Raw genomic sequence first — 24,810 nt, 5'->3', positions numbered from 1 at the left:
TTTCTACTGTGTGAACAGTCGCCGAAACCCCCATTTCGAATCCGAAATGGGGGTTTCTGCTGTGGACACCTCCGGCCTGCGGGGGACTCTTCGCGGGCGGGAGACCGAATGCGGTCAACTGCGCGACCTGCTCACCGCCGCCCGCACCGGCCACAGTCGGGTGCTGGTGCTACGCGGCGAGGCCGGTATCGGCAAAACCGCCCTGCTGAACTACCTGGCCGACTCCGCGCCCGATTTCCAGGTGATCCGGGCGGCCGGCGTGGAAGCCGACATGGAATTGGCGTTCGCCGGGCTGCAGCAGCTGTGCGTTCCGCTGGGCGACGGGATGGGGGAGCTGCCCGAACCGCAGCGTGCGGCGCTGGACATCGCCTTCGGTACCAGCAGCGGCTCCACCCCCGACCGGTTTCTGGCCGGATTGGCGGTGCTGGGACTGCTGGCCGGGCAGGCGGTGCAGAAGCCGGTGCTCTGCCTGGTCGACGATGCCCAGTGGCTCGATCGGGTCTCGGCCCAGACCCTCGGGTTCGTGGCTCGCCGGCTGCTGGCCGAACCCGTCGCGCTGGTCTTCGCGCTGCGCGAACCGGTCGACGGCCTGACCGGGCTGCCGAAACTGATGTTGCGCGGGCTGGCGGACACCGACGCACATGCGCTGCTCGAATCGGCGTTGCCGGGCCGGATCGACGCCCAGGTGGCCGACCGGATCGTCGCCGAGACGCACGGCAACCCGCTGGCACTGCTGGAGCTACCGCGCGGGCTTTCCGCGGCAGAACTGGCCGGCGGCTACCACCGACCGGACGTGCTACCGGTTGCCGGCCAGCTCGAACGCCACTACCGGGCCAGGATTCAGGCGCTGCCCGACGATACCCGGCAACTGATGCTGATCGCGGCGGCCGAACCGGTGGGGGACGTGACGTTGCTGCTGGGTGCGGCCCGGGTGTCGGGTCTGGCGACCGCGACCCTGGCCCCGGCCGAGGAAGCCGGCCTGCTCGAGGTCGGTGCGCGGGTGCGGTTCCGGCACCCGCTGGTGCGCTCGGCGGTCTACCGCGCGGCGCGCCTGCAGGACCGCCGCGAAGCGCACCGAGCCCTGGCGCAGGCCACCGATCCCGCCCACGACCCCGACCGGCGGGCCTGGCATCGCGCGCATGCGGCCGCCGGCCCCGACGAATCGGTCGCCACCGAACTGGAGCGCTCTGCGGGCCGGGCTGCGCTGCGCGGCGGCACCGCGGCCGAGGCGGCGTTCCTGGCGCGGGCCACCGAGCTCACCGCCGACCCGGCGCGGCGCGGATCGCGTGCACTCGACGCGGCCGAAGCCAAACTCGCCGTCGCCGAACTCGATGCGGCCGGCGCACTGCTGGCGACCGCCGAGTTGTCTCCGCTGGACGCCGGGCAGCTCGCCCGGTTGGCCCGGATGCGGGCGCAACTGGCATTCACCCGTGGCCGCGGCAGCGGCCATACACCCACCATCCTGGATTCGGTTCATCAATTCTTCAGCGCAGCAAGTCAATTGGAATCGATTGACCCGGAGATGGCGCAACAGACCCTGCTGGAAGCGGTCAGTGCGGCCATGTATGCCGGACGTGCCTTCGGCGATCGGGTACGCCACCACACCGCGGCGGCACTGGCGGCCGGCACGCCCGGTACCGCCGATCGGCCGGCCGCGCTGTTGCTGCGCGGGTTGGCCACCCGCATCAGCGCCGGCTGTCGGGCCGGCCGGGAGCCGTTGCGCGCCGCGATCGCCGCCCTCACCCCGGAGGCCTGGTCCTGGCAGGCCTTCCCGGTGGGCTACGAGGCCGCCGTGCACGACCTGTGGGACGACGAGTCCTGGTATCGGATCGCCACCCAGGCCGTGCGGGTCGCGACCGACACCGGCGCGCTGGGCGTGCTACCCACCGCGCTGGCGACTCGCGCCGGTGTGCACCTGCAGATGGGTGAGTTCGCCGCGGCACAGGCGTTGATCGCCGACGCCGACGCGCTGTCCGCCGCGGCCGGCCAGACACCGCTGCGCTACCACGGGCTGGCGTTGGCGGCATGGACGGGCGAGGAGGCGACGGCGACCGCGCTGATCGACACCGCGGCGCGCAGCGGGGCGGCCCGCGGGGAGGGCCGCGTGGTCGCGCTGATCGGCTACGCCTCCGCGGTGCTGTACAACGGCCTGGGGCGCTACCAGGCGGCCTGCGACGCGCTTCGCCCGGTCCTGGAGTACGAAGACCTCGGCCTGTACGGGATGAACCTGGCCGAACTGGTGGAAGCCGGCGCACGCTGCGGTGACCGTGCACTGGCCGAAGAAGCCCTGGCGCAACTACAGGAACGCGCCACGGTGAGCGGCACCGACTGGGGCCTGGGTCTGCTGGCCCGCTGCGGGGCGCTGCTGTGCGACGGGCCGCTCGCCGAGGCCCGTTACCGCGAGGCCGTCGAGCGGTTGGGACGCACCCGGATCGCGGTGGATCTGGCGCGGGCGCACCTGGTGTACGGCGAATGGCTACGACGGGAGAAGCGGCGCACCGACGCGCGCACCCAGCTGCGGACCGCCCACGAGATGTTCGCCCGCTTCGGTGCGCAGGCCTTCGCCCAGCGCAGCAGGCGCGAACTACAGGCGATCGGCGACAAAGCCCCCAGCCGGGTCGTCGACGGTGGCGAAGCCCTGACCCCCCAGGAACAGCAGATCGCCGAGTTGGCAGGTGCGGGTCTGACCAACGCCGAGATCGGGGCGCAGTTGTTCATCAGCGCCCACACCGTGGAATGGCACCTGCGGAAGGTCTTCGCGAAGCTGGGCATCCGGTCGCGCCGGCAACTGCGCGACGCGGCGATCACGCGGTAGACGCCCCGGCGGACTACGGACTTTCCGGGGTACCCCCACCGGGCTCCGGGTGCCAGGCTCGAGGTATCGCAAGCGAGCGGACCGAGAGGGTGTGGCTGAGAATGAAGATCACAGTGATGGGTGCCAGCGGACAGATCGGCGGCAAGGTCGTCGCGCTGCTGCGCGCCGCCGGCCACGAGACCGTCGCGGCATCTCGCGACACCGGCGCCGATGTGCTCAGCGGTGACGGCCTGGCCGAGGCGTTGGCGGGCGCCGACGTACTGGTGGACGTGGTCAACTCACCCGACTTCTCCGACGGCCCGGTATTGGATTTCTTCACCAGGTCCACCACCAACCAGGTGGCGGCGGCCAAGGCCGCCGACGTGGGGCACTACGTCGCGTTGTCTATCGTGAACTGCGACGAACTGCCCGACAGTGGCTACATGCGCGCGAAGGTGGCCCAGGAACGCATCGTCACCGAATCCGGGCTGCCCTACACGATCGTGCGCGCCACGCAGTTCCACGAATTCGCCGACGGAATCATCACCTCGATCACCGTCGACGGGCAGGTCCGCGCACCCGACGGCCTGATCCAGCCCATCGCCGGTGCCGAAGTGGCGGCCGAGGTGGCCCGCGCCGCCCAAGCCGCGCCGGCCGACGGGATCGTCGACATCGGCGGCCCGCAGAAGATGACCTTCGCCGAATTGGCCACCCTGGTGCTGGCCCACCGCGGCGAGACCCTGCCCATCGTCGTCGACCCCGAGGCGGTCTACTTCGGCACCAAGGTGGGCGAACTCCTGGTCACCGGCGACGGCGCGAGGGTGGCGACCACCCGCCTGGCCGACTGGCAAGCGGCGCAGTGAAAGAGTTGGCGGGCCTGACCGCGCTGGTGACCGGCGGAACCGCGGGCATCGGGTTGGAATCCGCGCGGTTGCTGGCCCGGCACGGTGCCGCGGTCATCATCACCGGCCGCTCAGCCGATCGCGGCGCCGCGGCGGTCGCCGACCTCGGCGCGGGGGTGCGATTCGTGGCCGCGGACCTGGCGGATCTGGCGTCGGTGAAATCCCTGGTGCAGCAATGCGGTGACGGCGTCGACATCGTGGTGAACAACGCGGCCAGCTTCCCCGGCGCGCTGACCGTGGAACAGGACGTCGCATCGTTCGAGGCCACCTTCGACACCAACGTGCGCGGCGCGTATTTCCTGGTCGCCGCGCTGGCCCCGGGCATGTTGCGGCGCGGGCACGGCAGCATCGTCAACGTCACCTCCATGGTGGCGTTCAAAGGGGTACCCGGCGCATCGAGCTACAGCGCATCCAAAGCCGCCCTGGAGTCGTTGACCCGGACCTGGGCCGCCGAATTCGGGCCATCCGGCGTGCGGGTCAACAGCGTCGCCCCGGGGCCGACCGCCACCGACGGGGTGGTCGCGGAATGGGGCGACGTCAACGACGAACTGGGCCAGGCGCTTCCGCTGGGCCGCACGGCGCGGCCCGTCGAGATCGCCGAAGCAGTGCTCTTTCTGGCCTCGCCGCGATCCAGCTTCATCACCGGATCGACGCTGCACGCCGACGGCGGCGGGGCCGCCGCCTGACGGCAACGGTCGCCGAGGCTGCAGCCCGGCGCCGCGGCACAACTCGTCACCGAGCGTGCATCCCCACGTCATGCGGTGATTGCCTCGTCGCAGTCTGGCTGCGCGACCGTGCTGAATGTGAGCACCGGTTCTGTTCTCATCGCCCCCGAGCCCGCCACCGACACTCCCGCTTCCGGGACCGACACCCCCCGCTACTCGTTGCTGGTGTCCACCGACGCCGACCTGATCGAGGCCGCACAGCGGCTGCGTCACCAGGTGTTCAGCACCGAGCCGGGGTTCTGCCTCACCGATTCGGCCGACGGAGTTCCCGGCCTGGACGCCGACCGGTTCGACGAATACTGCGATCACCTGCTGGTGCGTGACGAGGGCACCGGCGAGCTGGTCGGCTGCTACCGGATGTTGCCGCCGACCGGCGCCATCGCCGCCGGAGGCCTATACAGCGCAAACGAATTCGATGTCACCGCACTGGATCCACTGCGTCCGTCACTGGTGGAGATGGGCCGCGCGGTAGTCCGCCCCGGCCACCGCAACGGGGCCGTGGTGCTGTTGATGTGGGCCGGAATCCTGGCCTACCTGGACCGCTACCAATACGACTACATCGCCGGCTGCGTGTCGGTGCCGGTGTGCGGCGAGGGTGCCCCCGGCAGCCAGATCCGCGGCGTGCGCGACTTCGTCCGGCGACGTCACGACTCCCCGTACCGGGTGACTCCGTATCGGCCGGTGGTGGTCGACGGCAAGGGGCTCGACGAGATCGCACCCCCGGCCCGGCCGAGCATGCCCCCGCTGCTGCGCGGCTACCTGCGGCTTGGGGCCCGGGTCTGCGGCGAACCGGCCCACGACCCGGAGTTCGGGGTGGGGGACTTCCCGGCACTGTTGCGCCGCAGCGACGCGGACACCCGCTACCTGCGGCGGCTGCGGTCGGTCTCGGCGGCCACAGTGGTCTCCGGCGACAGCGCCGCGGACGCGTGAACGAACCGGTTGTCAACGCCTGGGCACCCCGCATGGTCTGCACCCCCGACTGCGTGCGGGACGGGGGAGCGCGAGCGTTTCCGCCGGTGGTGGCTCTGAGGCTGGCGATGATCGTGCTGCTGGCACCGCTGCTTCCGCTGCTGGCGGTGCCGATCCCGGGTCGCGTTCGGCTACAGCGCGGCTGCTGTCGGCTGGTGCTGCGCTGCTTCGGGGTGCGGGTCCGCACGACGGGCGGACCGGTGCGCAATCTGCGCGGCATGCTGGTGGTCAGCCCGCACGTGTCCTGGCTGGACGTCTTCGTCATCGGTGCGGTATCGCCGGGGACGTTCGTGGCGCGGGCCGACCTGATCGGCTGGCCGGGCATCGGCGCACTGGCGCGGCTGATGCGGATCATCCCGATCGAGCGAGACAGCCTGCGCGGCCTGCCGGAAGTGGTCGACACGGTCGCGGCTCGATTGCGTTCGGGCCGCACGGTCGTGGCGTTCCCCGAGGGCACCACCTGGTGCGGGCGGGCCCACGGCAGGTTCTATCCGGCGATGTTCCAGGCCGCGGTCGATGCCTCGCGGCCGGTGCAGCCCCTGCAGCTCACCTACCACCACCGCGACGGTTCGCCCTCGACCGTTCCTGCCTTCGTCGGCGACGACGGCCTGCTGACGTCCATGCGCCGACTGATCACCGCGCGGCGCACCGTCGCCCGGGTGCACGTCGCCGCCCTGCAACTCCCCGGGACCGACCGTCGCGAGCTCGCGGCGCGGTGTCAGGCGGCCGCGGGCCGGCGAGCGCGACAGCACCGACGAGCCCGTATCGCCTGTTGACTCGCGGCGGCGGCCCGCCGCCGCGCCGAGGTGGCGACGACAGGCCCGGTAGTCTGAGCAGGTCATGGTGTACCTCGACCACGCCGCCACCACCCCGATGCTCCCGCAGGCCATCGAGGCGATGACGGCTGTGCTCGGGACCGTCGGCAACGCCTCGTCCCTGCATGCGGCGGGTCGCGCGGCGCGCCGCCGGATGGAGGAGGCGCGGGAGTCCATCGCCGCCGGACTGGGGGCACGCCCCTCGGAGGTGGTGTTCACCTCCGGCGGCACCGACAGCGACAACCTCGCGGTCAAGGGCATCTACTGGGCCCGGCGCGACGCCGACGCGGGCCGGCGCCGGATCATCACCACCGAAGTCGAGCATCACGCGGTGCTGGATTCGGTGAACTGGCTCGCCGAACACGAGGGCGCCGAGATCACCTGGTTGCCCACCGATGCCGATGGATCGGTGTCACCGGATGCCCTGCGCGACGAACTCGACGGCGGCCGCGCCGACGACGTGGCACTGATCACCGCGATGTGGGCCAACAACGAGGTCGGCACCGTGCTGCCGATCGAAGAACTTGCGGCGGTCGCCGCAGAATTCGACGTCCCCATGCACTCCGACGCGGTGCAGGCGGTCGGCGCGCTGCCGGTCGACTTCGGTGCCAGCGGGCTGGCGGCGCTGAGCCTGACCGCACACAAATTCGGCGGACCCTGTGGAACCGGCGCGCTGCTGGTGCGCCGCGACATCTCCTGCGTTCCGCTCACCCACGGCGGGGGGCAGGAGCGCGATATCCGTTCCGGCACACCCGATGTCGCCGGGACAGTCGGGATGGCAGCGGCACTTCGGGTCGCGGTGGACACGCTGGACTCCACCGCCGCGCGGATCGCCGCCCTGCGCGACCGGCTCATCGACGGCGTGCTCTCCGGTATCGCCGAGACCCGGGTCAACGGATCACGCACCCGACGCCTGCCCGGCAACGCGCACTTCACCTTCACCGGCTGCGAAGGCGATTCGCTGCTGATGCTGTTGGACGCCAACGGTATCGAGTGCTCCACCGGTTCGGCATGCACCGCCGGAGTGCCGCAACCCTCCCATGTGCTGATCGCGATGGGCGCCGACCCCGCGGCGGCCCGCGGCTCACTGCGACTGTCGTTGGGGCACACCAGTGTCGACAGCGACGTGGACGCCGTCCTGGCGGTGCTTCCGGGGGCGGTCGATCGGGCCAGGCAGGCCATGCTCGCCGCCGCGGGGGTGGTCCGATGAGGGTGATCGTGGCGATGAGCGGCGGGGTGGACTCCTCGGTCGCCGCGGCCCGGATGGTCGACGCCGGCCACGACGTGGTGGGCGTGCACCTGGCGCTGTCGCGCAACCCCGGAACGCTGCGCACCGGGTCGCGCGGATGCTGCTCGCGGGAGGACTCCGACGACGCCCGGCGGGTCGCCGACGTGCTCGGGATCCCGTTCTACGTCTGGGACTTCTCCGAGCAGTTCAAGGAGGAGGTGATCGATGACTTCGTCGTCTCCTACGCCCGCGGTGAGACACCCAATCCGTGCATGCGATGCAACGAGAAGATCAAATTCTCCGCCGTCGCCGCCCGCGCCCTGGTGCTCGGCTTCGACCTGGTGGCCACCGGCCACTACGCCCGCCTCGACGACGGGCGACTGCGTCGCGCGGTGGACGCCGACAAGGACCAGTCCTATGTGCTGGCGGTGCTGACCGCCGAGCAGTTGAGCCATGCCGCGTTCCCGATCGGGGACACCCCTAAACCGCAGATCCGTGCCGAAGCCGCCGAACGCGGGCTGGCGGTGGCAAGCAAGCCCGACAGTCACGACATCTGCTTCATCCCCACCGGCGACACCCGCACCTTCCTCGGCGGCCACATCGGGGTGCGGCCCGGCGCCGTGGTGGACACCGGCGGGGCGGTTCTGGCCGAACACGACGGCGTGCACGGTTTCACCATCGGCCAGCGCAAAGGCCTGGGCATCGCGGGTCCGGGCCCGGACGGACAACCCCGCTACGTGACCGGGATCGACGCGTCCACCGGAACCGTCACCGTCGGATCGGCCGCAGACCTGGATGTGCGGGAGCTGACCGGGCGCGCCCCGGTGTTCACCTCGGGGCGGCCGTGGCACGGCCCGGTCGAGTGCGAGGTGCAGGTGCGCGCGCACGGCGAGACCGTCGGTGCGTCGGCCGAACTGGTCGGTGACGCGCTGCAGGTCCGACTGCACCAGCCGTTGCGCGGCGTGGCGGCGGGGCAGACGCTGGCCTGCTACCGCCCGGATCCGGCCGGTGACGAGGTGATCGCCAGCGCGACGATCTCCCACACCGGGGTGTGACCGCGCGCCGGCGGCGTTAACCGGGTACCTCGGCCGCCATGTTCGTGAGCACCAGTTCGGCGTCGGAGTCGGAGAAGCCGCAGTAGGTGACCTCCAGCAGCACCACCGATTTGACCTGGTACGCCCGCCCGCAGGCACCCGCCTGAGTCCGCAGGAACTGCTCGTCGGCACTCCAGTCTCCGACCAGGCCCGGTCCGCCGGGACTCTCCGAGCACTCGGCGACCGCGGCGGTCAGGCCGTCGAAGGCATGTCGTGCCGAGTCGGCATCGGGATAGACGGCCGCGCCCTGCGACACCATCGCGGGCCGGGGCGGGTACTGGTAGGTGATCTTGTGGAAACGCAGCGTCGTGGAGCCGAACACCGCGGTCTCGGCATAGATGAACCGGCACGCCGGTGGCACGGCGGCGGCGAGTTCGTCGACATCCACCGGGCCGGTGGTGTCCATGGTCGGGATGATCGTGAGCCGCTCGTCGGTACCCATGATCGCCCGCATCCGGGGGGTGCCGAGCATGATCCGGCCCGCATCCACCGCGCCGTCGGGCACCGGCGGGACCGCCGGGGGCAGGGCCATGCCGCCCACCAGGCGGCTGCAGCCGGCCAGCATCACCGTGCAGGCCCAGATCGGCGTCAGCCGCGACATCCTCACCCGATGAAGGCTAGCCCGCCGGGACACAGGTCCGGCCGCTTCAATACGGTTGACCGGTGAGTTCTTTCGCCACCGGTACCGGATTGGGGTCGTGGCCGGGCACGTCGGCCCGCGCTGCCGCCGAGGTGATCGTCGGTGAACTGGGCGGCGGCCTGGCGCACCTGGCCGAGTTGCCGGGCCGCGGGGTGGGCGCGGACATGATCGGCCGGGCCGGTGCGTTGCTGGTCGACATCGCCTTGGATACCGCCCCGCGGGGGTACCGACTGACCGGTCGTGCGGGTGCGGTGACCCGGCGCGCGGTAAGCCTGCTCGGTGAGGACACCGACGCCCTCGAGGAGGCCTGGGAGATCGCCGGACTGCGGGGCGGCGGGCATCCGGTCAAGGTGCAGGCGCCGGGGCCGTTGACGCTGGCCGCTCAGGTGGAATTGGCGAACGGGCACCGCGCGATCACCGACGGCGGAGCACTTCGGGATCTGGCCGCATCGCTGGCCGAGGGGGTCAAGACACACCGGGCGGACCTGGCGCGCCGGCTCGACACCCCGGTGGTGGTGCAACTCGACGAGCCGTCCCTGGCCGCCGCGGTGGCCGGGCGACTGACCGGGGTGACCGCACTGAGCCCGGTGGCCGCCATCGACGAAGCGGTGGCCACGACACTGCTCGACGACTGCGCCGAGACGATCGGCGGCGAGGTGATGGTGCACAGTTGTGCCTCCGATCTCCCCTGGAACGTGTTGCAGCGCAGCAGGATCACGGCGCTGTCTGTGGACTGCACGGCAGTGGAACCTGCCGACTACGACCAGATCGGCGCCTACCTCGACTCCGGCCGCACCGTGGTGATGGGGTTGATCCCGGCCCTGGCGCCGCCGCGGCGCCCCGCGGTCGAGGAACTGGCCGCCGCGGTCGTGGCGATCACCGACCGGATCGGCTTTCCCCGCTCGGTGCTGACCCGGCAGGTCGGGATCAGCCCGGTCTGTGGGATGGCCGGGGCGACCTCGGCTTGGGCGCGCACCGCGATGGGACTGGCCGGCAAAGTGGGCGAAGTGCTGGCCACCGATCCCGAGGCGATTGCCGGCGCTTAGCGCCCGTCGAGCAGCCGGATCAACCGCTGTGAAGCGACCAACCGGAACGACGCGTCGATCAGCTCACCGACTTCGACCCAGTCCACCGGTGCCGCATCGAAATCCAGTCCCAGCCACCCCGACGGTCCCAGGTAGGCGGGATAGAAGAAACGTCGATCCTGCTGGAGTGCACGCCGCTCGGATTCCTCGACCTTGATCAGCGCCGCGTGCGGGTAGCCCACCATCGTGCCGGTGGCCTTGGAGCTGCCGCCGTAGATCGCGAACATCTTCGGGGCGCAGAACACCGGGCGACCGTGGGAGATCTTTTCGCACGCCTCGGGAAAGCCCAGCGCGATCTTCCTGAGCTCGGCCAGCCCGGGGTCGTCGTCGCGGTACATGCTCGGGTGTGGCATGCCGCCAGGGTAGCCAGCCGATAACCTGCCAGGGTGAGCCCAGAGCCCGACAGTGTGCCCCCGGAACTCCGCCGACAGTGGCATGACCTGGCGGAGGAAGTACGCGAGCATCAGTTCCGCTACTACATCAAAGACGCGCCGGTCATCACCGACGGCGACTTCGACCAACTGTTCAACGCGCTGCTCGCGCTGGAGGACCAGCACCCCGAACTGCGCACCGCCGACTCGCCGACCCAACTGGTGGGCGGTGCCGGGTTCACCACCGAGTTCCACCCGTCGGAGCATCTGGAGCGGATGCTGTCACTGGAGGACGTGTTCTCCGCCGACGAACTGACCGCCTGGGGCGGCCGGGTCATCGGTGAGATCGGCGGCGACACCGCCTACCTGTGCGAACTCAAGGTCGACGGGGTGGCGCTGGGCCTGGTCTACCGCGACGGCCGGTTGCACAGCGGGGCCACCCGCGGCGACGGCCGGGTCGGCGAAGACGTGACGCTGAACGCGCGCACCATCGTCGACGTCCCCGAATACCTCACCCCCCACACCGATTTCCCGATTCCGGCCGTGTTGGAGGTGCGCGGCGAGGTGTACTTCCGGCTGGAGGATTTCGAAACCCTCAACGCCGGCCTGGTGGAAGAGGGGAAACCGCCGTTCGCCAATCCGCGCAACAGTGCGGCCGGTTCGCTGCGACAGAAGAACCCGGCGGTCACCGCTCGGCGCAATCTGCGGATGGTCTGCCACGGTCTCGGCTACACCGAGGGCTTCAACCCGGACACGCTGCACGACGCCTACCTGGCGATGAAGGCCTGGGGATTGCCGGTCTCCACCCACACCAGCCGGGTCGAGGGCATGGCCGCCGTCGCCGAGAAGATCACCTACTGGGGTGAGCACCGCCACGACGTCGAGCATGAAATCGACGGCGTGGTCGTCAAAGTCGACGACCGGAGCCTGCAACGCCGGCTCGGCGCGACCTCCCGGGTGCCGCGCTGGGCGGTGGCCTACAAGTACCCGCCGGAGGAGGCACAGACCAAACTGCTGGACATCAAGGTGGGTGTCGGCCGCACCGGGCGGGTCACCCCCTACGCCGACATGACTCCGGTCAAGGTCGCCGGATCCACGGTGGCACAGGCGACTCTGCACAACGCCTCGGAGGTCAAACGCAAAGGTGTGTTGATCGGTGACACCGTGGTGATCCGCAAGGCCGGCGACGTCATTCCCGAGGTGCTCGGCCCGGTCGTCGACCTGCGCGACGGCACCGAACGCGAATTCATCATGCCCACAACATGTCCCGAATGCGGCACCGAACTCGCCCCGGCCAAGGAGGCCGATGTCGACATCCGCTGCCCCAACTCTCGGTACTGCCCGGCGCAGCTGCGCGAGCGGGTGTTTCACGTCGCCGGACGCGGTGCCTTCGACATCGAAGCCCTCGGCTACGAAGCGGCGACCGCGTTACTGACCGCCGGCGTCATCGCCGATGAAGGCGACCTGTTCACCCTCACCGAAGAGGACCTGCTGCGCACCGACCTGTTCACCACGCAGAAGGGCGTGCTGTCCAAGAACGGCCAAGCGCTGCTGACCAATCTGGACAAGGCCAAGGCCCAGCCGCTGTGGCGGGTGCTGGTCGCGCTGTCGATCCGCCACGTCGGACCGACCGCGGCGCGCGCGCTGGCAACGGAATTCGGTGAACTCGACGCCATCACCGGGGCATCCACCGAGCAGCTGGCCGCCGTCGAGGGGGTGGGACCCACCATCGCCGCCGCGGTCACCGAATGGTTCGACGTCGACTGGCACCGGGCCATCGTCGACAAGTGGCGCGACGCCGGGGTGCGGATGGCCGATGAGCGCGACGCGAGCATCGAACGCACCCTGGAGGGGTTGAGCATCGTCGTCACCGGCTCGCTGACCGGATTCTCCCGCGACCAGGCCAAGGAGGCGATCATCGTCCGTGGCGGCAAGGCCGCCGGTTCGGTGTCGAAGAAGACCGCCTACGTGGTGGCCGGCGATGCGCCCGGCTCCAAGTACGACAAGGCCGTCGAGCTCGGGGTGCCGATTCTCGACGAGGACGGGTTCCGGGCGTTGCTGGCGAACGGGCCCGACGTCTCCGCCGATTCCGGCGATCCGTCCTAGCTCCGTCAGCGCAACAGCGTCGCCACGATCCCGGCCAGATAGCCCAGCCGGACCACCTCGGCGGGCAGGAACGCCGGACCCCCGGTGCGGCCCAGCACCACCGCGGTGCGTGGGTTGCCCAGTGGCGCGGTGGCCAACGCGACATCCATCTCCTGCCACACCGCCGGTACCCAGTCGGCGGTGTTGTCCAAGGCGGTGGCCTGCTCGATCGGCAGCCAGGGCACCGCGCTCACACTGGTCTCCGGGGCACCCGCACTGGCAGCCAGGCGGCGGAACTCCCCGTCGTTCCCCTCGCTGCGCAGCACCGCGCACCAACTGACCCGCAGTACCCGCGGTGCTTCATCGGCCAGTTTCTGCAGCTTGGCGGCACGATCACCGGCAGCCGCCACGTGGTCGATGAGTTCGAGTTCGCGGTGCGCATCCAACAGCCCGGTATGCGGACGGACGCTGTGCACCCGCACCCCGGGGAGTCGCTCGGCGGCGGTGATCAGCACGTCCGGCATCGAGCCCTGCGGCAACTCGACCACCAGGTCGTCGATCGCCGCGCCACTGCCGCGCTCCACCACGTCGAGCGAGAGGATGTCGGCACCCACCGAACCCAGACCCACGGCGAGCGCGCCGAGGCTGCCGGGACGGTCGTCGAGTTCGACGCGGAGCAGATAGGAGGGCATGGGCAACTTTCCCACAGCGGCCCCACATCGCCGAACGTGACGCCGGCGACACCAACGGTGGGGACTAGGCTTGCCAGTCGTGTCCCAGATCTCCCGTGACGACGTAGCGCACCTGGCCCGGCTGGCCCGGCTGGCGTTGACCGATGCCGAGCTGGACGGCTTCGCCGGCCAACTCGATGCGATCCTGACCCATGTCAGCACGATTCAGTCCGTCGACGTCACCGGCGTCGAAGCCACCGACAATCCGTTGAAGGCCGTCAACGTCACCCGGCCCGATGAGACGGTGGCCAGCCTGACCCAGGCCGAGGCACTGGCCGCCGCGCCGCGTACCGCCGAGAACCGCTTCGCGGTCCCGCAGATCCTGGGGGAGAGCCAGTGACCGACTTGATCCGATCCGACGCCGCCACGCTGGCCGCCCGTATCGCCGCGCGCGAGGTCTCCTCGGTGGAGGTCACCCGGGCCCACCTCGATCAGATCGAGGCCACCGATGAACGCTACGGCGCGTTTCTGCACGTCGGCGCCGAGGAGGCGCTGGCCGCCGCCGAGGCCGCAGACCAGGCCATCGCCGCCGGTGCGGCGCCGTCGCCGCTGACCGGGGTGCCGTTGGCGCTCAAGGACGTGTTCACCACCGTGGATGCACCCACCACCTGCGGGTCGAAGATCCTGGAAGGCTGGCGGGCCCCCTACGACGCGACCGTCACCGCACGGTTGCGCGCGGCCGGTATTCCGATTCTGGGCAAGACCAACATGGACGAGTTCGCGATGGGCTCCTCCACGGAGAACTCCGCATACGGCCCGACCCGTAACCCGTGGGACGTCGAGCGGGTGCCGGGCGGCTCCGGCGGCGGCAGCGCCGCGGCGCTGGCGGCCTTCCAGGCGCCGCTGGCCATCGGCACCGACACCGGTGGCTCGATCCGCCAGCCGGCCGCGTTGACCGCCACCGTCGGGGTCAAGCCCACCTACGGCACCGTCAGCCGTTACGGGCTGGTGGCGTGCGCCTCGTCGCTGGACCAGGGTGGCCCGTGCGCGCGCACCGTGGCCGACACCGCACTGCTGCACTCGGTGATCGCCGGTTACGACCCGCGTGACTCCACCTCGCTGAACGTGGCCGTGCCCGACGTCGTCGGCGCCGCGCGTGCCGGGGCGAGCGGTGACCTGTCCGGGGTGCGGATCGGAGTGGTGCGCCAGCTGCACACCGGGGAGGGCTACCAGCCCGGTGTGCTCGCATCGTTCAACACCGCCGTCGAACAGCTCACCGCACTGGGCGCGCAGATCACCGAGGTGGACTGCCCGCACTTCGACTACTCGCTGAGTGCCTACTACCTGATCCTGCCGTCGGAGGTCTCCTCCAACCTGGCCCGCTTCGACGCGATGCGCTTCGGGCTGCGGGTCGGCGACGACGGCACCCACAGCGCCGAGGAGGTGATGGCGCTGACCCGGGCGGCCGGCTTCGGTCCGGAGGTCAAGCGACGCATCATGCTGGGCACCTACGCGCTGTCGGCGGGCTACTACGACGCCTACTACAACCAGGCGCAGAAGGTGCGCACGCTGATCGCCCGCGACCTGGACAAGGCATACGAGTCCGTCGACGTGCTGATCTCCCCGACCACACCCACCACCGCGTTCCGGCTCGGGGAGAAGGTCGACGACCCGCTGGCGATGTACCTGTTCGACCTGTGCACGCTGCCGCTGAACCTGGCCGGGCACTGCGGCATGTCCGTGCCGTCCGGGCTCTCCGGCGACGACGGGCTGCCGGTGGGGTTGCAGATCATGGCGCCGGCGCTGGCCGATGACCGGCTCTACCGGGTGGGCGCGGCCTACGAGGCCGCCCGCGGGGAACTTCCGACCGCGCTGTAACCCGGCGTAACGACGCCGACCCCGGCAAGATGGGGTCATGCGGATCGGAGTGCTCACAGGCGGCGGTGACTGTCCCGGCCTCAACGCGGTGATCAGGGCGGTGGTGCGCACCTGCGACGCCCGCTACGGCTCGAGCGTGGTCGGCTTCCAAGACGGCTGGCGCGGTCTGCTGGAGAACCGGCGCGTCCAATTGGCCAACGACGACCGTAACGACCGGCTGCTGGCCAAGGGCGGCACCATGCTCGGCACCGCCCGGGTCAATCCGGACAAGCTGCGGGCGGGGCTGGACCAGGTCAAGGCCACGCTGGACGACAACGGCATCGACGTGCTCATCCCGATCGGCGGGGAGGGCACTTTGACTGCGGCGCATTGGCTCTCGCAGGAGAACGTCCCGGTGGTGGGCGTGCCCAAGACCATCGACAACGACATCGATTGCACCGACGTCACGTTCGGCCACGACACCGCATTGCAGGTCGCCACCGACGCGATCGACCGCCTGCACTCCACCGCCGAATCACATCAGCGGGTGATGCTGGTCGAGGTGATGGGCCGCCACGCCGGCTGGATCGCGCTCAACGCCGGCGTGGCCTCCGGCGCGCACATGACGCTGATCCCCGAGCAACCCTTCGACGTCGAAGAGGTGTGCCGGCTGGTCAAGCAGCGCTTCCAGCACGGCTCGTCGCATTTCATCTGTGTCGTCGCCGAAGGAGCCAAGCCCGCGGCCGGTTCGATGGAGTTGCGGGCCGGCGGCGTCGATGAGTTCGGCCACGAGCGGTTCACCGGTGTGGCCGCGCAGTTGGCCGTCGAGATCGAGAAACGCGTCAAGAAGGATGTCCGGACCACCGTGCTGGGCCATGTGCAGCGGGGCGGCACACCGACCGCCTACGACCGGGTGCTCGCGACCCGGTTCGGAGTGAACGCCGCCGACGCCGCGCATGCGGGCGAGTACGGGATGATGGTTTCGCTGCGAGGCCAGGAGATCGGCCGGGTTCCGTTGGCCGATGCGGTCCGTCAGCTCAAGGTCGTCCCGCAGAGCCGATACGACGACGCGGCGGCCTTTTTCGGCTGACGTGTCGCCGAAGTGACAACCCCACCGAATGACGGCACAATTGAGGGGTTGTGCAACTGTTGCCCGAAATGCGAAGGCTGGAGGTGGAGTATGGGAAAGACGGCGTTGTCTGCTGCGGTGCTGTTCGGTCTGCCGATGGGACTGGTCCTGTCCATACCGGCCCAGGCGAGCGGTGACGTGATCGGTGATTACATCGCCGACCACGGTGGCGAGGTCTGCGATTACATCAACGAGCAGCAGAATCTGGCGGGTGTCAAGCACGCGGTCGACCACATCCTGGCGACCAGCGGACTGCCGCAGAACCAGACCGGACGGCTACTGGCCGGGTCGGTGATGGCCGGATGCCCCGAAGACGGCCCGCTGGTCGATGAATTCGTCTGGTACGTCAAGTACCGCCAGCAACAGCAGGCGCCGGGCGCCTAGCCGGTCGCGAAGGCGTTGGGCCGGAACCGATCTCACAGACCGCTGGCGTCATCCGGCACATCGACGGCGTAATCCGCCAGGATGTCCAGGCTCACCACTTCCAGGGTGCGTTCGTGCGTGGCGGCCAACACCACCGGAGCCGCGCAGCCGTCGTGGTGGGCCCGCAACCAGTTCCGGGCGGTCACGCACCAGCGGTCACCGGGCTCCAGTCCCGGAAACCGGTAGGCCGGCATCGGCGTGGACAGATCGTTGCCGATCGAGCGTTGGTGGGCCAGGAATTCACCGGTCACCACCGCGCAGATGGTGTGCAACCCGATGTCCTCGGGTCCCGATGAGCAGCAGCCGTCGCGGTAGAAGCCGGTGATCGGGTCGCTGCCGCACGGCTCCAGTGGGCCGCCCAGTACGTTGCGGTCGGGCATGGGGTCAGTTTAGGGCGGGTTCGCCTACCGTGAGGTATGACCGTGCGAACCCGACAGCTGTTGTGGGCGGATATCGACGACATCTACCGGCGGATCCGCGAGCACCCGTTCATCACCGGACTGACCGACGGGACGTTGGGGCAGAACCGGTTTCGGCACTACCTGATACAGGATTCCCACTACCTGCGGGGCTACGCGCGTGCATTGGCCGGCTGCGCGGCGAAATCGCCGACCCACGCGGATCTGAAGATGTTCGTCGGGCACGCCGGCCAGGCGATGGCCGCGGAAGCCGAACTGCACGCCGGGCTGCTCGCGGAGCTGGGACTCGACGCCGACGCCGTCGCCGCGGTGCCGGTCGCCCCGACCACCCAGGCCTACACCAGCTATCTGCTCGCGGTGACCGCATCGGGGTCCTACGCCGAGGCCGTCGCCGCGGTGCTGCCCTGCTATTGGATCTACGCGCGAGTGGGTGAACACCTGCAGCGACAGGGCTCACCCGAGCCGTTGTTCCAACGCTGGATCGACACCTACGCGGGCGACGAGTTCCATGCGGTGGTCGACGATGTTCTGGCTGTCACCGACCGGATCGGCGCGCAGGCCTCGGCTGCGGAGTGGGAACGGATGCGTCGGCATTTCCATGCCGGCGCCCGCTATGAGTGGATGTTCTTCGACGCCGCCCACCGACTCGAGGACTGGCCGGTGTGACCGAGCCGGGCCGGCGGGGTCACCTAGACTTTGCTCCCATGACCGCTGCTGTCGCCGAACTGCTCGACTACGACGACGTCGTCGCCCGCTTCGACCCGGTTCTGGGCCTGGAAGTGCACGTCGAACTGTCCACGGCCACCAAGATGTTCTGTGGCTGCTCGACGGCCTTCGGCGCCGAGCCCAACACCCAGGTATGCCCGGTGTGCCTGGGGCTGCCCGGCTCGCTGCCGGTGGTCAACGCCACCGCCATCGAATCGGCGATCCGCATCGGGCTGGCACTCAACTGTGAGATCGCCACCTGGTGCCGGTTCGCCCGGAAGAACTACTTCTATCCCGACCAGCCGAAGAACTACCAGATCTCCCAATACGACGAGCCGATCGCCTTCAACGGCTACCTCGACGTGCCGCTGGAGGACGGATCGGTGTGGCGGGTCGACATCGAACGTGCCCACATGGAAGAAGACACCGGCAAGCTGACCCACGTGGGCAGCGACACCGGCCGCATCGAGGGCGCCAGCGAATCCCTGGTCGACTACAACCGGGCCGGGGTGCCGCTGATCGAGATCGTCACCAAGCCGATCACCGGCGCCGGTGACCGCGCCCCGCAGATCGCCCGCGCCTACGTGACCGCACTGCGCGATCTGCTGCGGTCGCTGGACGTCTCGGACGTGCGGATGGACCAGGGTTCGATGCGCTGCGACGCCAACGTATCGCTCAAGCCCACCGGGACAGTGGAATTCGGCACCCGCACCGAGACCAAGAACGTCAACTCGCTCAAGAGCGTCGAGGTCGCGGTGACCTACGAGATGCGCCGCCAGGGCGCGGTCCTGACCGGCGGCGGCACCGTGGTCCAGGAGACCCGGCACTTCCACGAGTCCGGCTACACCAGCCCGGGCCGGGCCAAGGAGACCGCCGAGGACTACCGCTATTTCCCCGAACCGGATCTGGAGCCGGTGGCTCCGGCGGCGGAGTTGGTCGAGCGCCTTCGGGGCACCATTCCCGAACTGCCCTGGTTGGCGCGCAAGAAGATCCAGGAGCAGTGGGGCATCTCCGATGAGGTGATGCGCGACCTGGTCAACGCGGGTGCGGTCGAGCTGGTGGCGGCCACCGTGGCGGCCGGCGCGTCCAGTGAAGCGGCGCGGGCCTGGTGGGGCAACTTCCTGGTGCAGAAGGCCAACGAGGCCGGCGTCGAACTCGACGCGCTGGCGATCACGCCGAAGCAGGTCGCCGCGGTGGTGGCGCTGGTGGAGTCCGGGGAGCTGTCCAACAAGCTGGCCCGCCAGGTGGTCGAAGGAGTGCTCGCCGGGGAGGGGGAGCCCGTCCAGGTGATGGCCGATCGCGGCCTGGTCGTGGTGCGTGACGACTCGGTCATCCAGGCCGCGATCGACGAGGCGCTGGCCGCCAACCCCGATGTGGCCGACAAGATCCGCAGCGGCAAGGTGCAGGCCGCCGGTGCCATCGTGGGTGCGGTGATGAAGGCCACCAAGGGACAGGCCGACGCCGCCCGGGTGCGCGAACTGGTGCTGGCCGCCTGCAGCTGAGCCGGTACCGCCGCGCAAAAACCGGGTGGCCCCTCGTAGGAGAGGCCACCCGGTAGCGGGTGAAAGCGCTGTTGCTTAGAACAGGTCGCCCAGGATGTCGCCGGAGCCGTCCCAGCCGAGCGCCATCGCGATCGACTGACCGAACTCCACCATGGCGGCCAGTGGCCCGACGGCCAGGCCCGGCAGGTCCATGACGCCGATACCTTCGCCGCCGTCGGCGACGATGCCGAGTGCGTCGACGATGGATCCTCCGCCGCTGCTGAACAGCCCGCCCAGTTCCAGGCTCAGTCCGGTCAGGTCGGTGGGCAGGCCGGCGACGATTTCGAGAGGCGGCAGGTCGATGCCAAGCTCGTCGAGGAGCGGCATCAGGTCGACGGTGCCGTAGCCGTTGAGGTAGGCGTTGACGAGGTTGGCCGGCATGTCGGTCAGGGCTTGCAGTGCCGCGTCGGTGTCGCCGCTGGCCATCGCCTCGGAAATGACGTTGATGTCATCGCTGAACTGCAACACGGGGCTGAGCGCGGTGCCGATCTCGCCCATCAGGATGCCGCTCAGTGGGGACGAGGCGAAGTTGATCAGTGCCTCCGCCAGGGGCAACGCCGACGCGTCCAGGCCAAGGGCCTCCACGATGCGCGGAACTCCGCCGTCGTCAAAGAGAATCTGGATCAGGAATTGGTGGTTGAGGAAGACCACGTCGAATAACCCGGTGCCGGTGCTGTTTACGGTGCTGTCGAGCGACGGGTACAGGATGTCGCTGTCGACGCCGGGCAGGAACGGGCCGAACAGCGCGCCCGGGGTGGCCGGAGTGTCGTCGGTGGCGGGGGTGCCGAACAGGGCATTCACATGGTTCTGGATGTCGTCGGTGACGTCGCTGAACTTCAGTGAGCCGTCGAGCAGGCCCTGGATGTAGCCGATCTGGTTGGCCAGTTGCTGCTGCAACGCCGGGAAGGGTGCGGCGGAGAAGTGGTCCTGGATGTCGGCGGCGTTGGCCTGGGCGGTCGCCAGCACGTCATCCCAGCTCGCGGTGAGCTGAACGGCGCGGGACTGCAGGTCTGACAATGCGGCAAGCGGTGCGGTCGCGGGGGTGGCTGCGATGGCTCCGGCGCCGACGAGGGCGATACCGGCGGCAACCCAGGGGGCCGCGATGGTTCGAGACATTTCTCTCATTCTTACCTAAGCGTGACGGGTGTCACGGACTCGGTAACGTTACTCGAAAGTAGCTTAGGTACAAAATTGGCGTTTAACATCGCTGTCCGATTATTTTCCTATGAAAAGACCAGCTCGTGCCGTATCCGGCCAGGCAATGCCCAGGATCGACGGTCAACGGATTCTCAAACTGGCAGTAAATACACAGGAAATATCCTGTAAGTCAGCAGCTTCGGCGCGCGGGGCTGCGGTTCGCCCGGCGGGTGGTGGGATGCCATGCAAAAACCGGGCGGTCCCCGGTGGGGGACCGCCCGGCTTCGCGGGTGGTGCTTGTCGGACGTCAGCCGATCAGATCGGCGCCGGCATCGACACCGTCGTCCAGCCAACCCAGCGGGTTGGGGATGCCGTCCCAGCCGAGCTGTTCGGCGATGATCATGCCGATGCTCTCCAGGGCGCCCCACGGGCCGACCGCGGTCGCCGGAGCGTCCATCTCGCCGAGGATCGGAACATTGCTGACGTGCAGGCCCAGCGAGTTGAGGATGGAGCCGCCGACGTGCTCCATGCCGAGGTTGCTGGGGGTCATGATCACATCGCCGGGGGTCAGCAGCCCGCCGAAGGCAAAGCTGAGCCCGTCGAGGGCGGCGCCCTCGGGTAGTGGGACCAGGCCGGTCTCGTTGATCAACGGGATCAGGCCGCTCAGGTCCAGGGTGGCGCCGTTGAGCCAGGCGCCGACCATGTTGGCCGGAATGTTGATCAGTTCCTGCAGTGCCGCGCTCAGATCGGCGTCGTCGCCGGTCAGCGCATGGCCGATACCGTCGAAGCTGTTGGCCAGCGCAACCCAGGGGCTGATCGACGGGCCGAGCGCGCCGATCAGCAGGCCACTCAGCGGCGAGGACAGCAGCTCGACGATCGTCGGGATCGGCTCGTCGGGCGCGGGGAATCCCAAGAACTCGGCGCCGCCGGTCAGTGCCAGGAACACCATGTTGTGGTTGACCTCGGCCGAGTAGCCCAGCTGCCCGCCGATGTACTCCGGGTCGGCGTCGAAGAACGTCACGGCCTTGCCCACGGCGTCGGCGTTGTCCTGCATGGCGTTGAGTACGTCGTCGTTGGTCAGCGTGCCGTCGGACAGCCCGTCCTGGTAGGCGGCCTGATTGACGAGCATCTGCTGCACGGCGATGAACGGGTTGCGGTCGAAGACCGTCCACAGTTCCTCGGCGTTGGTCTTGGCGGCGTCGAACACGTCCTGCCAGGCGCCGAACAGGTCGAGGCCGGCGGTCAGGGTCACGGCGGGCGCCTGCGCGGCGGCGAGGTCGGGCAGCGTCGCGGTGATCGGAGTGGCGGCGATGGTGCCGGCACCGACGAGCGCGATGCCTGCCGCGACCCAGGGGGCGGGGGCGAGGTGTTGCATGGGTCTCCTAGTTACGTGAGCGTGACGGCTGCCACGACGTCGAAACCTTACTTGAAAGTAGGTTATACGCAACTGGGTGAAGCGATAACAATATCCGCTGGTCAAGCTGGCAATGTGATTACTGAACTCGCGGTATCGGGTACTTCGCTTCAATAATTCTTAGGAAATTCATAGAAATATAGCGGAACAATGCGGACACGGGAACGTCGGAAGTGAACCGTTGCGTGTGATGGGGTACGGCGGTTCGGCCGTCGAAATTGCGCCGGCGGCGCGAGCCCGGGGGAGCTAGTCCTTGTCGTCGTTGGCGCGCGGGAAGCCGCCGCCGGACGGGAACAGCGGGAACACCACGTCGTCGAGCTTCTCGGCGTCGCCGGCCGTCTTGTTCACCGTGGCGCCCCAGACGTTGCCGTCGGGCGACATCTTGACCGCCCAGACGTGCCCGTGGGTGTCTTGGCGCATGACTTCGGGTTCGCTGGTGACCGAACCGGTACCGGATGCCATGCGCACCGCTACCGTCTGCTTGGTGTTGACCAGGTTGACCAGCACGATGCCGTCCTGGGCCGCACAGCCCGCGACGCCCGGCTTGTCCGGCCACGTCCACACCGTCGACACCCGGGAGTCCTTGGTGATGCGTTGCAGCCGGTCGCCGTCGGGCGTGCGGTCGGTGACGTACAGCGAGCCGTCGACGTGGTCGATGCACAGTCCGCCGCCGGCACCCATTCCGCTCAGCGCGGTGGTGGGTGCGGCCTGTCCGATGGTGGTGGGCTGCTCGATGCGCAGTACCTTGCCGGCCGTCGACGCGGGATCTGCGGCGGCGGCGGGATTACCCGCATCGCCGGTCAGTACCACCAGGGTGGTTTTGCTGGTGAAGATCAGGGCCCCGGTGTTGCCGGTCGCGCCTTTGGGGATTCCTGTCAGGATGTCTTTGGGGACGTCGCCGTCGGCGATCCGGATGACCCGGTTGTCGGTGGGAGTGCTGATGTAGGCGTACATCAGGCGGTCCTGCGTGTAGGTCGGCGACAGCACGATGTCCATCAGTCCGCCGTCGCCGGCCGGATCGACACCGATCACGGTCTTGACCTTGGGTTCGGCGGTCAGCGACACCTCTTTGACCGCGCCGGTGGTCCGCTCGGCCACCAATGCCGATTTGCTGTCGGCGTGCATGATCAGGCCACTCGTGCTCTCCAGGCAGCCCTGCATCACGCCCGGTGCCGGGCACTGTTTGGGGAACGGGTTGGCCGGCAGAGGAGGTGGCGGCGGGGGAGTCGTGGTCGGCGCCATCCCGCGGCGCGGCACGTTGGTGAACGGCTGGGACTGCGCGTCGTCGAAGTGGGCGCAGCCGGTCAGAACCAGTAGTGCCGCGCACAGCACGACAGGTACCCGGTGAAGCCGCCCGCGTATGCGCATGCCCGTCAGGTTACGTATAGCGAGTCGGGGGCGCCACGAGGCCCACGGTGACATCGCGTGGGGTTGGCCCGTGTCGGATTCGATTCGCTAACGAAGCGGTTCAAATCCCCAATCCCGCCGAGGTTGCCCTTACCCTGGCAGGGTGACCAGTGATGGGGAGGGCGCACGCTGGCGTCGGCCGGGTGGGACCACCGACTCAGACAGGGGGCGCCCCAACTCGGCGCACCTGGTAGATCCAGAGGACGACATGCCATCGGCGAGCTACACCGGCGATTTCGAGACCGCCGCGATTCCGGCCTACGACCCGACGGGTTCCGGCGCCATGGCGGGGGGCTACAGTCCGCTGCCCTACGCCGAACCGCAGGCGAGCCCCGGGCGTGTCGGAGGTCCGAGCGCCGCGGCCGGCGATGCGGATGAGCCCTTTCGCGCGCTGGACCGGCGCGGCACCCAGGATCTCGGCTTACTGATCCTGCGGACGGGCCTGGGTGTGCTGCTCGTCGCCCACGGCCTGCGTCAACTGTTCGGGTGGTGGGGCGGTCGAGGAGTAACCGGCGTGAAGCACGCCATCGCCGAGGCCGGCTATCAGCACGCCGACATCCTGACCTATGCCGCGGGCGGCGGCCAGATCGCGGCCGGATTGTTGCTGGTACTGGGCCTGTTCACGCCGCTGGCAGCGGCCGGGGCGCTGGCGTACTTCATCAACGGCGTGCTCGCCGGGGTCGCCTCGCAGAACGAGGGTCGCTTCGGCCTGTTCCTGCCGGACGGCCACGAGTATCACGTCGTCCTGATCGTGGTGGCGGTGGCGATCATCCTGGTCGGTCCCGGCCGGTACGGGCTCGACGGTGACCGCGGCTGGGCCCGGCGTCCCTTCATCGGTTCCATCGCGGCGTTGGTGATCGGCATCGCCGGCGGCATCGCGATGTGGGTCTTCCTCAACGGGACCAACCCGCTCGGCTGACGCCCGGGCGGCGCTGTGCCGCCGCCCGATCAGCGATAGGGGTTGGGCACCCGTCCTCCGCTGGCCTCGGTCAGCAGCGGCAGGGTCGCGAAGCTCACCGCGGGCAACCGCAGCGTCCCGCCGTCGTTCAGGTGCGCCAGCGCCCACGATCCCCGGGTGAATCCCAGCCCGGCGATGTCGTCCCAGTTCACCGATCGGCTGCCCAGTAGCGTCCGCGCGGTGACACGCTGCGCGTCGGCAACGGTTCGCCAGCGGGCGATCAGTACCGATAGCAGCACCGGTAACGCCAGTAGTGGCGCGGACCAGGGCCAGGTCAACACGGGGACCAGTAGGCCCAGGGTCAGGAAACCGACCGCGAAGTGGGCCATCGGCGAAATGCGGATCACCAAGGGTGCGGATTCGGGTGATGGAGACGCCACCACCGCATGATGTCATCGCGATGCCGGTGACGCGGAATCGTGGGTGGCCGACGGCGCGGCA

General features: G+C 69.4%; 24 protein-coding genes. 16 read left to right on the top strand and 8 right to left on the bottom strand.

Annotated elements, in window-relative coordinates; genetic code table 11:
- Positions 1-46: 46 nt before the first annotated feature.
- The 7 genes from RCP38_RS12775 (at position 47) to mnmA (ending at position 8,488) form a co-directional block, all read left to right on the top strand.
- Positions 47-2,815 carry a helix-turn-helix transcriptional regulator gene (locus RCP38_RS12775; protein ID WP_373692354.1) on the top strand — a complete coding sequence of 923 codons (2,769 nt, stop codon included), beginning with the start codon at positions 47-49 and terminating at the stop codon, positions 2,813-2,815.
- Positions 2,816-2,916: 101 nt separating this feature from the next.
- On the top strand, positions 2,917-3,657 hold the full coding sequence (locus RCP38_RS12770; RefSeq protein ID WP_308473316.1) for an SDR family oxidoreductase: 741 nt from the start codon (positions 2,917-2,919) through the stop codon (positions 3,655-3,657).
- Entirely contained in the window at positions 3,654-4,382 is a 729-nt protein-coding gene (locus RCP38_RS12765; RefSeq protein ID WP_308473315.1) for an SDR family NAD(P)-dependent oxidoreductase, read from the top strand. The genes RCP38_RS12770 and RCP38_RS12765 overlap by 4 nt, the downstream gene beginning before the upstream one ends.
- A 117-nt stretch (positions 4,383-4,499) precedes the next feature.
- On the top strand, positions 4,500-5,351 hold the full coding sequence (locus tag RCP38_RS12760; protein ID WP_308473314.1) for a GNAT family N-acetyltransferase: 852 nt from the start codon (positions 4,500-4,502) through the stop codon (positions 5,349-5,351).
- Positions 5,352-5,383: 32 nt separating this feature from the next.
- Complete coding sequence (locus RCP38_RS12755) at positions 5,384-6,166, top strand: lysophospholipid acyltransferase family protein (RefSeq protein ID WP_308477261.1); 783 nt, start codon at positions 5,384-5,386, stop codon at positions 6,164-6,166.
- Between the two features lie 64 nt (positions 6,167-6,230).
- On the top strand, positions 6,231-7,415 hold the full coding sequence (locus RCP38_RS12750) for a cysteine desulfurase family protein (protein WP_308473313.1): 1,185 nt from the start codon (positions 6,231-6,233) through the stop codon (positions 7,413-7,415).
- Complete coding sequence (gene mnmA, locus RCP38_RS12745; RefSeq protein ID WP_308473312.1) at positions 7,412-8,488, top strand: tRNA 2-thiouridine(34) synthase MnmA; 1,077 nt, start codon at positions 7,412-7,414, stop codon at positions 8,486-8,488. Before RCP38_RS12750 ends, mnmA begins: the two co-directional genes overlap by 4 nt.
- Before the next feature lie 16 nt (positions 8,489-8,504).
- On the opposite strand, the gene RCP38_RS12740 is transcribed toward mnmA, so the two are convergent.
- On the bottom strand, positions 8,505-9,128 hold the full coding sequence (locus tag RCP38_RS12740) for a sensor domain-containing protein (protein WP_308477259.1): 624 nt from the start codon (positions 9,126-9,128) through the stop codon (positions 8,505-8,507).
- Positions 9,129-9,190: 62 nt separating this feature from the next.
- Here RCP38_RS12740 and RCP38_RS12735 point away from each other — a divergent pair, with 62 nt between their 5' ends.
- Positions 9,191-10,213 carry a uroporphyrinogen decarboxylase/cobalamine-independent methonine synthase family protein gene (locus RCP38_RS12735; protein ID WP_308473311.1) on the top strand — a complete coding sequence of 341 codons (1,023 nt, stop codon included), beginning with the start codon at positions 9,191-9,193 and terminating at the stop codon, positions 10,211-10,213.
- Here the strand turns inward: RCP38_RS12735 and RCP38_RS12730 are convergent.
- Positions 10,210-10,605 carry an MmcQ/YjbR family DNA-binding protein gene (locus RCP38_RS12730; protein WP_308473310.1) on the bottom strand — a complete coding sequence of 132 codons (396 nt, stop codon included), beginning with the start codon at positions 10,603-10,605 and terminating at the stop codon, positions 10,210-10,212. The two genes, RCP38_RS12735 and RCP38_RS12730, sit on opposite strands and share 4 nt — an antisense overlap.
- 33 nt (positions 10,606-10,638) lie before the next feature.
- Between RCP38_RS12730 and ligA the strand changes: the two genes are divergently transcribed.
- Complete coding sequence (gene ligA, locus RCP38_RS12725; protein WP_308473309.1) at positions 10,639-12,729, top strand: NAD-dependent DNA ligase LigA; 2,091 nt, start codon at positions 10,639-10,641, stop codon at positions 12,727-12,729.
- A gap of 5 nt (positions 12,730-12,734) precedes the next feature.
- Here ligA and RCP38_RS12720 read toward each other — a convergent pair whose 3' ends face one another.
- Entirely contained in the window at positions 12,735-13,400 is a 666-nt protein-coding gene (locus RCP38_RS12720) for an ACT domain-containing protein (protein WP_308477257.1), read from the bottom strand.
- Between the two features lie 79 nt (positions 13,401-13,479).
- Between RCP38_RS12720 and gatC the strand changes: the two genes are divergently transcribed.
- From gatC to RCP38_RS12700, 4 genes are all read left to right on the top strand, one after another.
- The gene (gene gatC, locus RCP38_RS12715; RefSeq protein WP_308473308.1) at positions 13,480-13,779 is read left to right on the top strand and encodes an Asp-tRNA(Asn)/Glu-tRNA(Gln) amidotransferase subunit GatC; all 300 of its coding nucleotides are present in this window, start codon (positions 13,480-13,482) and stop codon (positions 13,777-13,779) included.
- Positions 13,776-15,257 carry an Asp-tRNA(Asn)/Glu-tRNA(Gln) amidotransferase subunit GatA gene (gene gatA, locus RCP38_RS12710; RefSeq protein ID WP_308473307.1) on the top strand — a complete coding sequence of 494 codons (1,482 nt, stop codon included), beginning with the start codon at positions 13,776-13,778 and terminating at the stop codon, positions 15,255-15,257. Before gatC ends, gatA begins: the two co-directional genes overlap by 4 nt.
- A 37-nt stretch (positions 15,258-15,294) precedes the next feature.
- Positions 15,295-16,326: an ATP-dependent 6-phosphofructokinase gene (locus RCP38_RS12705; RefSeq protein WP_308473306.1), complete on the top strand. Its 1,032-nt coding sequence runs from the start codon at positions 15,295-15,297 to the stop codon at positions 16,324-16,326.
- Between the two features lie 90 nt (positions 16,327-16,416).
- Positions 16,417-16,749 (top strand): hypothetical protein, encoded by a 333-nt coding sequence (locus RCP38_RS12700; protein ID WP_308473305.1) that lies wholly within the window; start codon positions 16,417-16,419, stop codon positions 16,747-16,749.
- Positions 16,750-16,781: 32 nt separating this feature from the next.
- Here RCP38_RS12700 and RCP38_RS12695 read toward each other — a convergent pair whose 3' ends face one another.
- Positions 16,782-17,168, bottom strand: a complete 387-nt coding sequence (locus RCP38_RS12695) for a DUF2237 family protein (RefSeq protein ID WP_308473304.1) — start codon at positions 17,166-17,168, stop codon at positions 16,782-16,784.
- A 42-nt stretch (positions 17,169-17,210) separates the two neighbouring features.
- Between RCP38_RS12695 and tenA the strand changes: the two genes are divergently transcribed.
- Entirely contained in the window at positions 17,211-17,873 is a 663-nt protein-coding gene (gene tenA, locus RCP38_RS12690) for a thiaminase II (RefSeq protein ID WP_373692353.1), read from the top strand.
- Positions 17,874-17,911: 38 nt separating this feature from the next.
- A complete protein-coding gene (gene gatB, locus RCP38_RS12685; RefSeq protein WP_308473302.1) occupies positions 17,912-19,414 on the top strand; it encodes an Asp-tRNA(Asn)/Glu-tRNA(Gln) amidotransferase subunit GatB in 1,503 nt (500 codons plus the stop codon).
- Between the two features lie 75 nt (positions 19,415-19,489).
- Here gatB and gjpA (RCP38_RS12680) read toward each other — a convergent pair whose 3' ends face one another.
- From gjpA (RCP38_RS12680) to RCP38_RS12670, 3 genes are all read right to left on the bottom strand, one after another.
- Positions 19,490-20,569, bottom strand: coding sequence for an outer membrane porin GjpA (gjpA, locus tag RCP38_RS12680; protein WP_308473301.1), 1,080 nt, complete (start codon positions 20,567-20,569; stop codon positions 19,490-19,492).
- A 328-nt stretch (positions 20,570-20,897) separates the two neighbouring features.
- Positions 20,898-21,965 (bottom strand): outer membrane porin GjpA, encoded by a 1,068-nt coding sequence (gene gjpA, locus RCP38_RS12675; RefSeq protein WP_308473300.1) that lies wholly within the window; start codon positions 21,963-21,965, stop codon positions 20,898-20,900.
- A 285-nt stretch (positions 21,966-22,250) separates the two neighbouring features.
- On the bottom strand, positions 22,251-23,372 hold the full coding sequence (locus tag RCP38_RS12670; protein WP_308473299.1) for a PQQ-dependent sugar dehydrogenase: 1,122 nt from the start codon (positions 23,370-23,372) through the stop codon (positions 22,251-22,253).
- Between the two features lie 142 nt (positions 23,373-23,514).
- Here RCP38_RS12670 and RCP38_RS12665 point away from each other — a divergent pair, with 142 nt between their 5' ends.
- Positions 23,515-24,330 (top strand): DoxX family protein, encoded by an 816-nt coding sequence (locus tag RCP38_RS12665; RefSeq protein ID WP_373692352.1) that lies wholly within the window; start codon positions 23,515-23,517, stop codon positions 24,328-24,330.
- A 29-nt stretch (positions 24,331-24,359) separates the two neighbouring features.
- Here the strand turns inward: RCP38_RS12665 and RCP38_RS12660 are convergent, their stop codons facing one another.
- Positions 24,360-24,698, bottom strand: coding sequence for a PH domain-containing protein (locus RCP38_RS12660; protein ID WP_308477255.1), 339 nt, complete (start codon positions 24,696-24,698; stop codon positions 24,360-24,362).
- Positions 24,699-24,810: the final 112 nt, after the last annotated feature.

The sequence above is a fragment of the Mycolicibacter sp. MU0083 genome, from assembly GCF_963378075.1.
Taxonomy (GTDB): domain Bacteria; phylum Actinomycetota; class Actinomycetes; order Mycobacteriales; family Mycobacteriaceae; genus Mycobacterium; species Mycobacterium kokjensenii.
The sequence above is the reverse complement of the archived record's forward strand: the minus strand, read 5'-3'. Positions and strand labels throughout refer to the sequence as shown.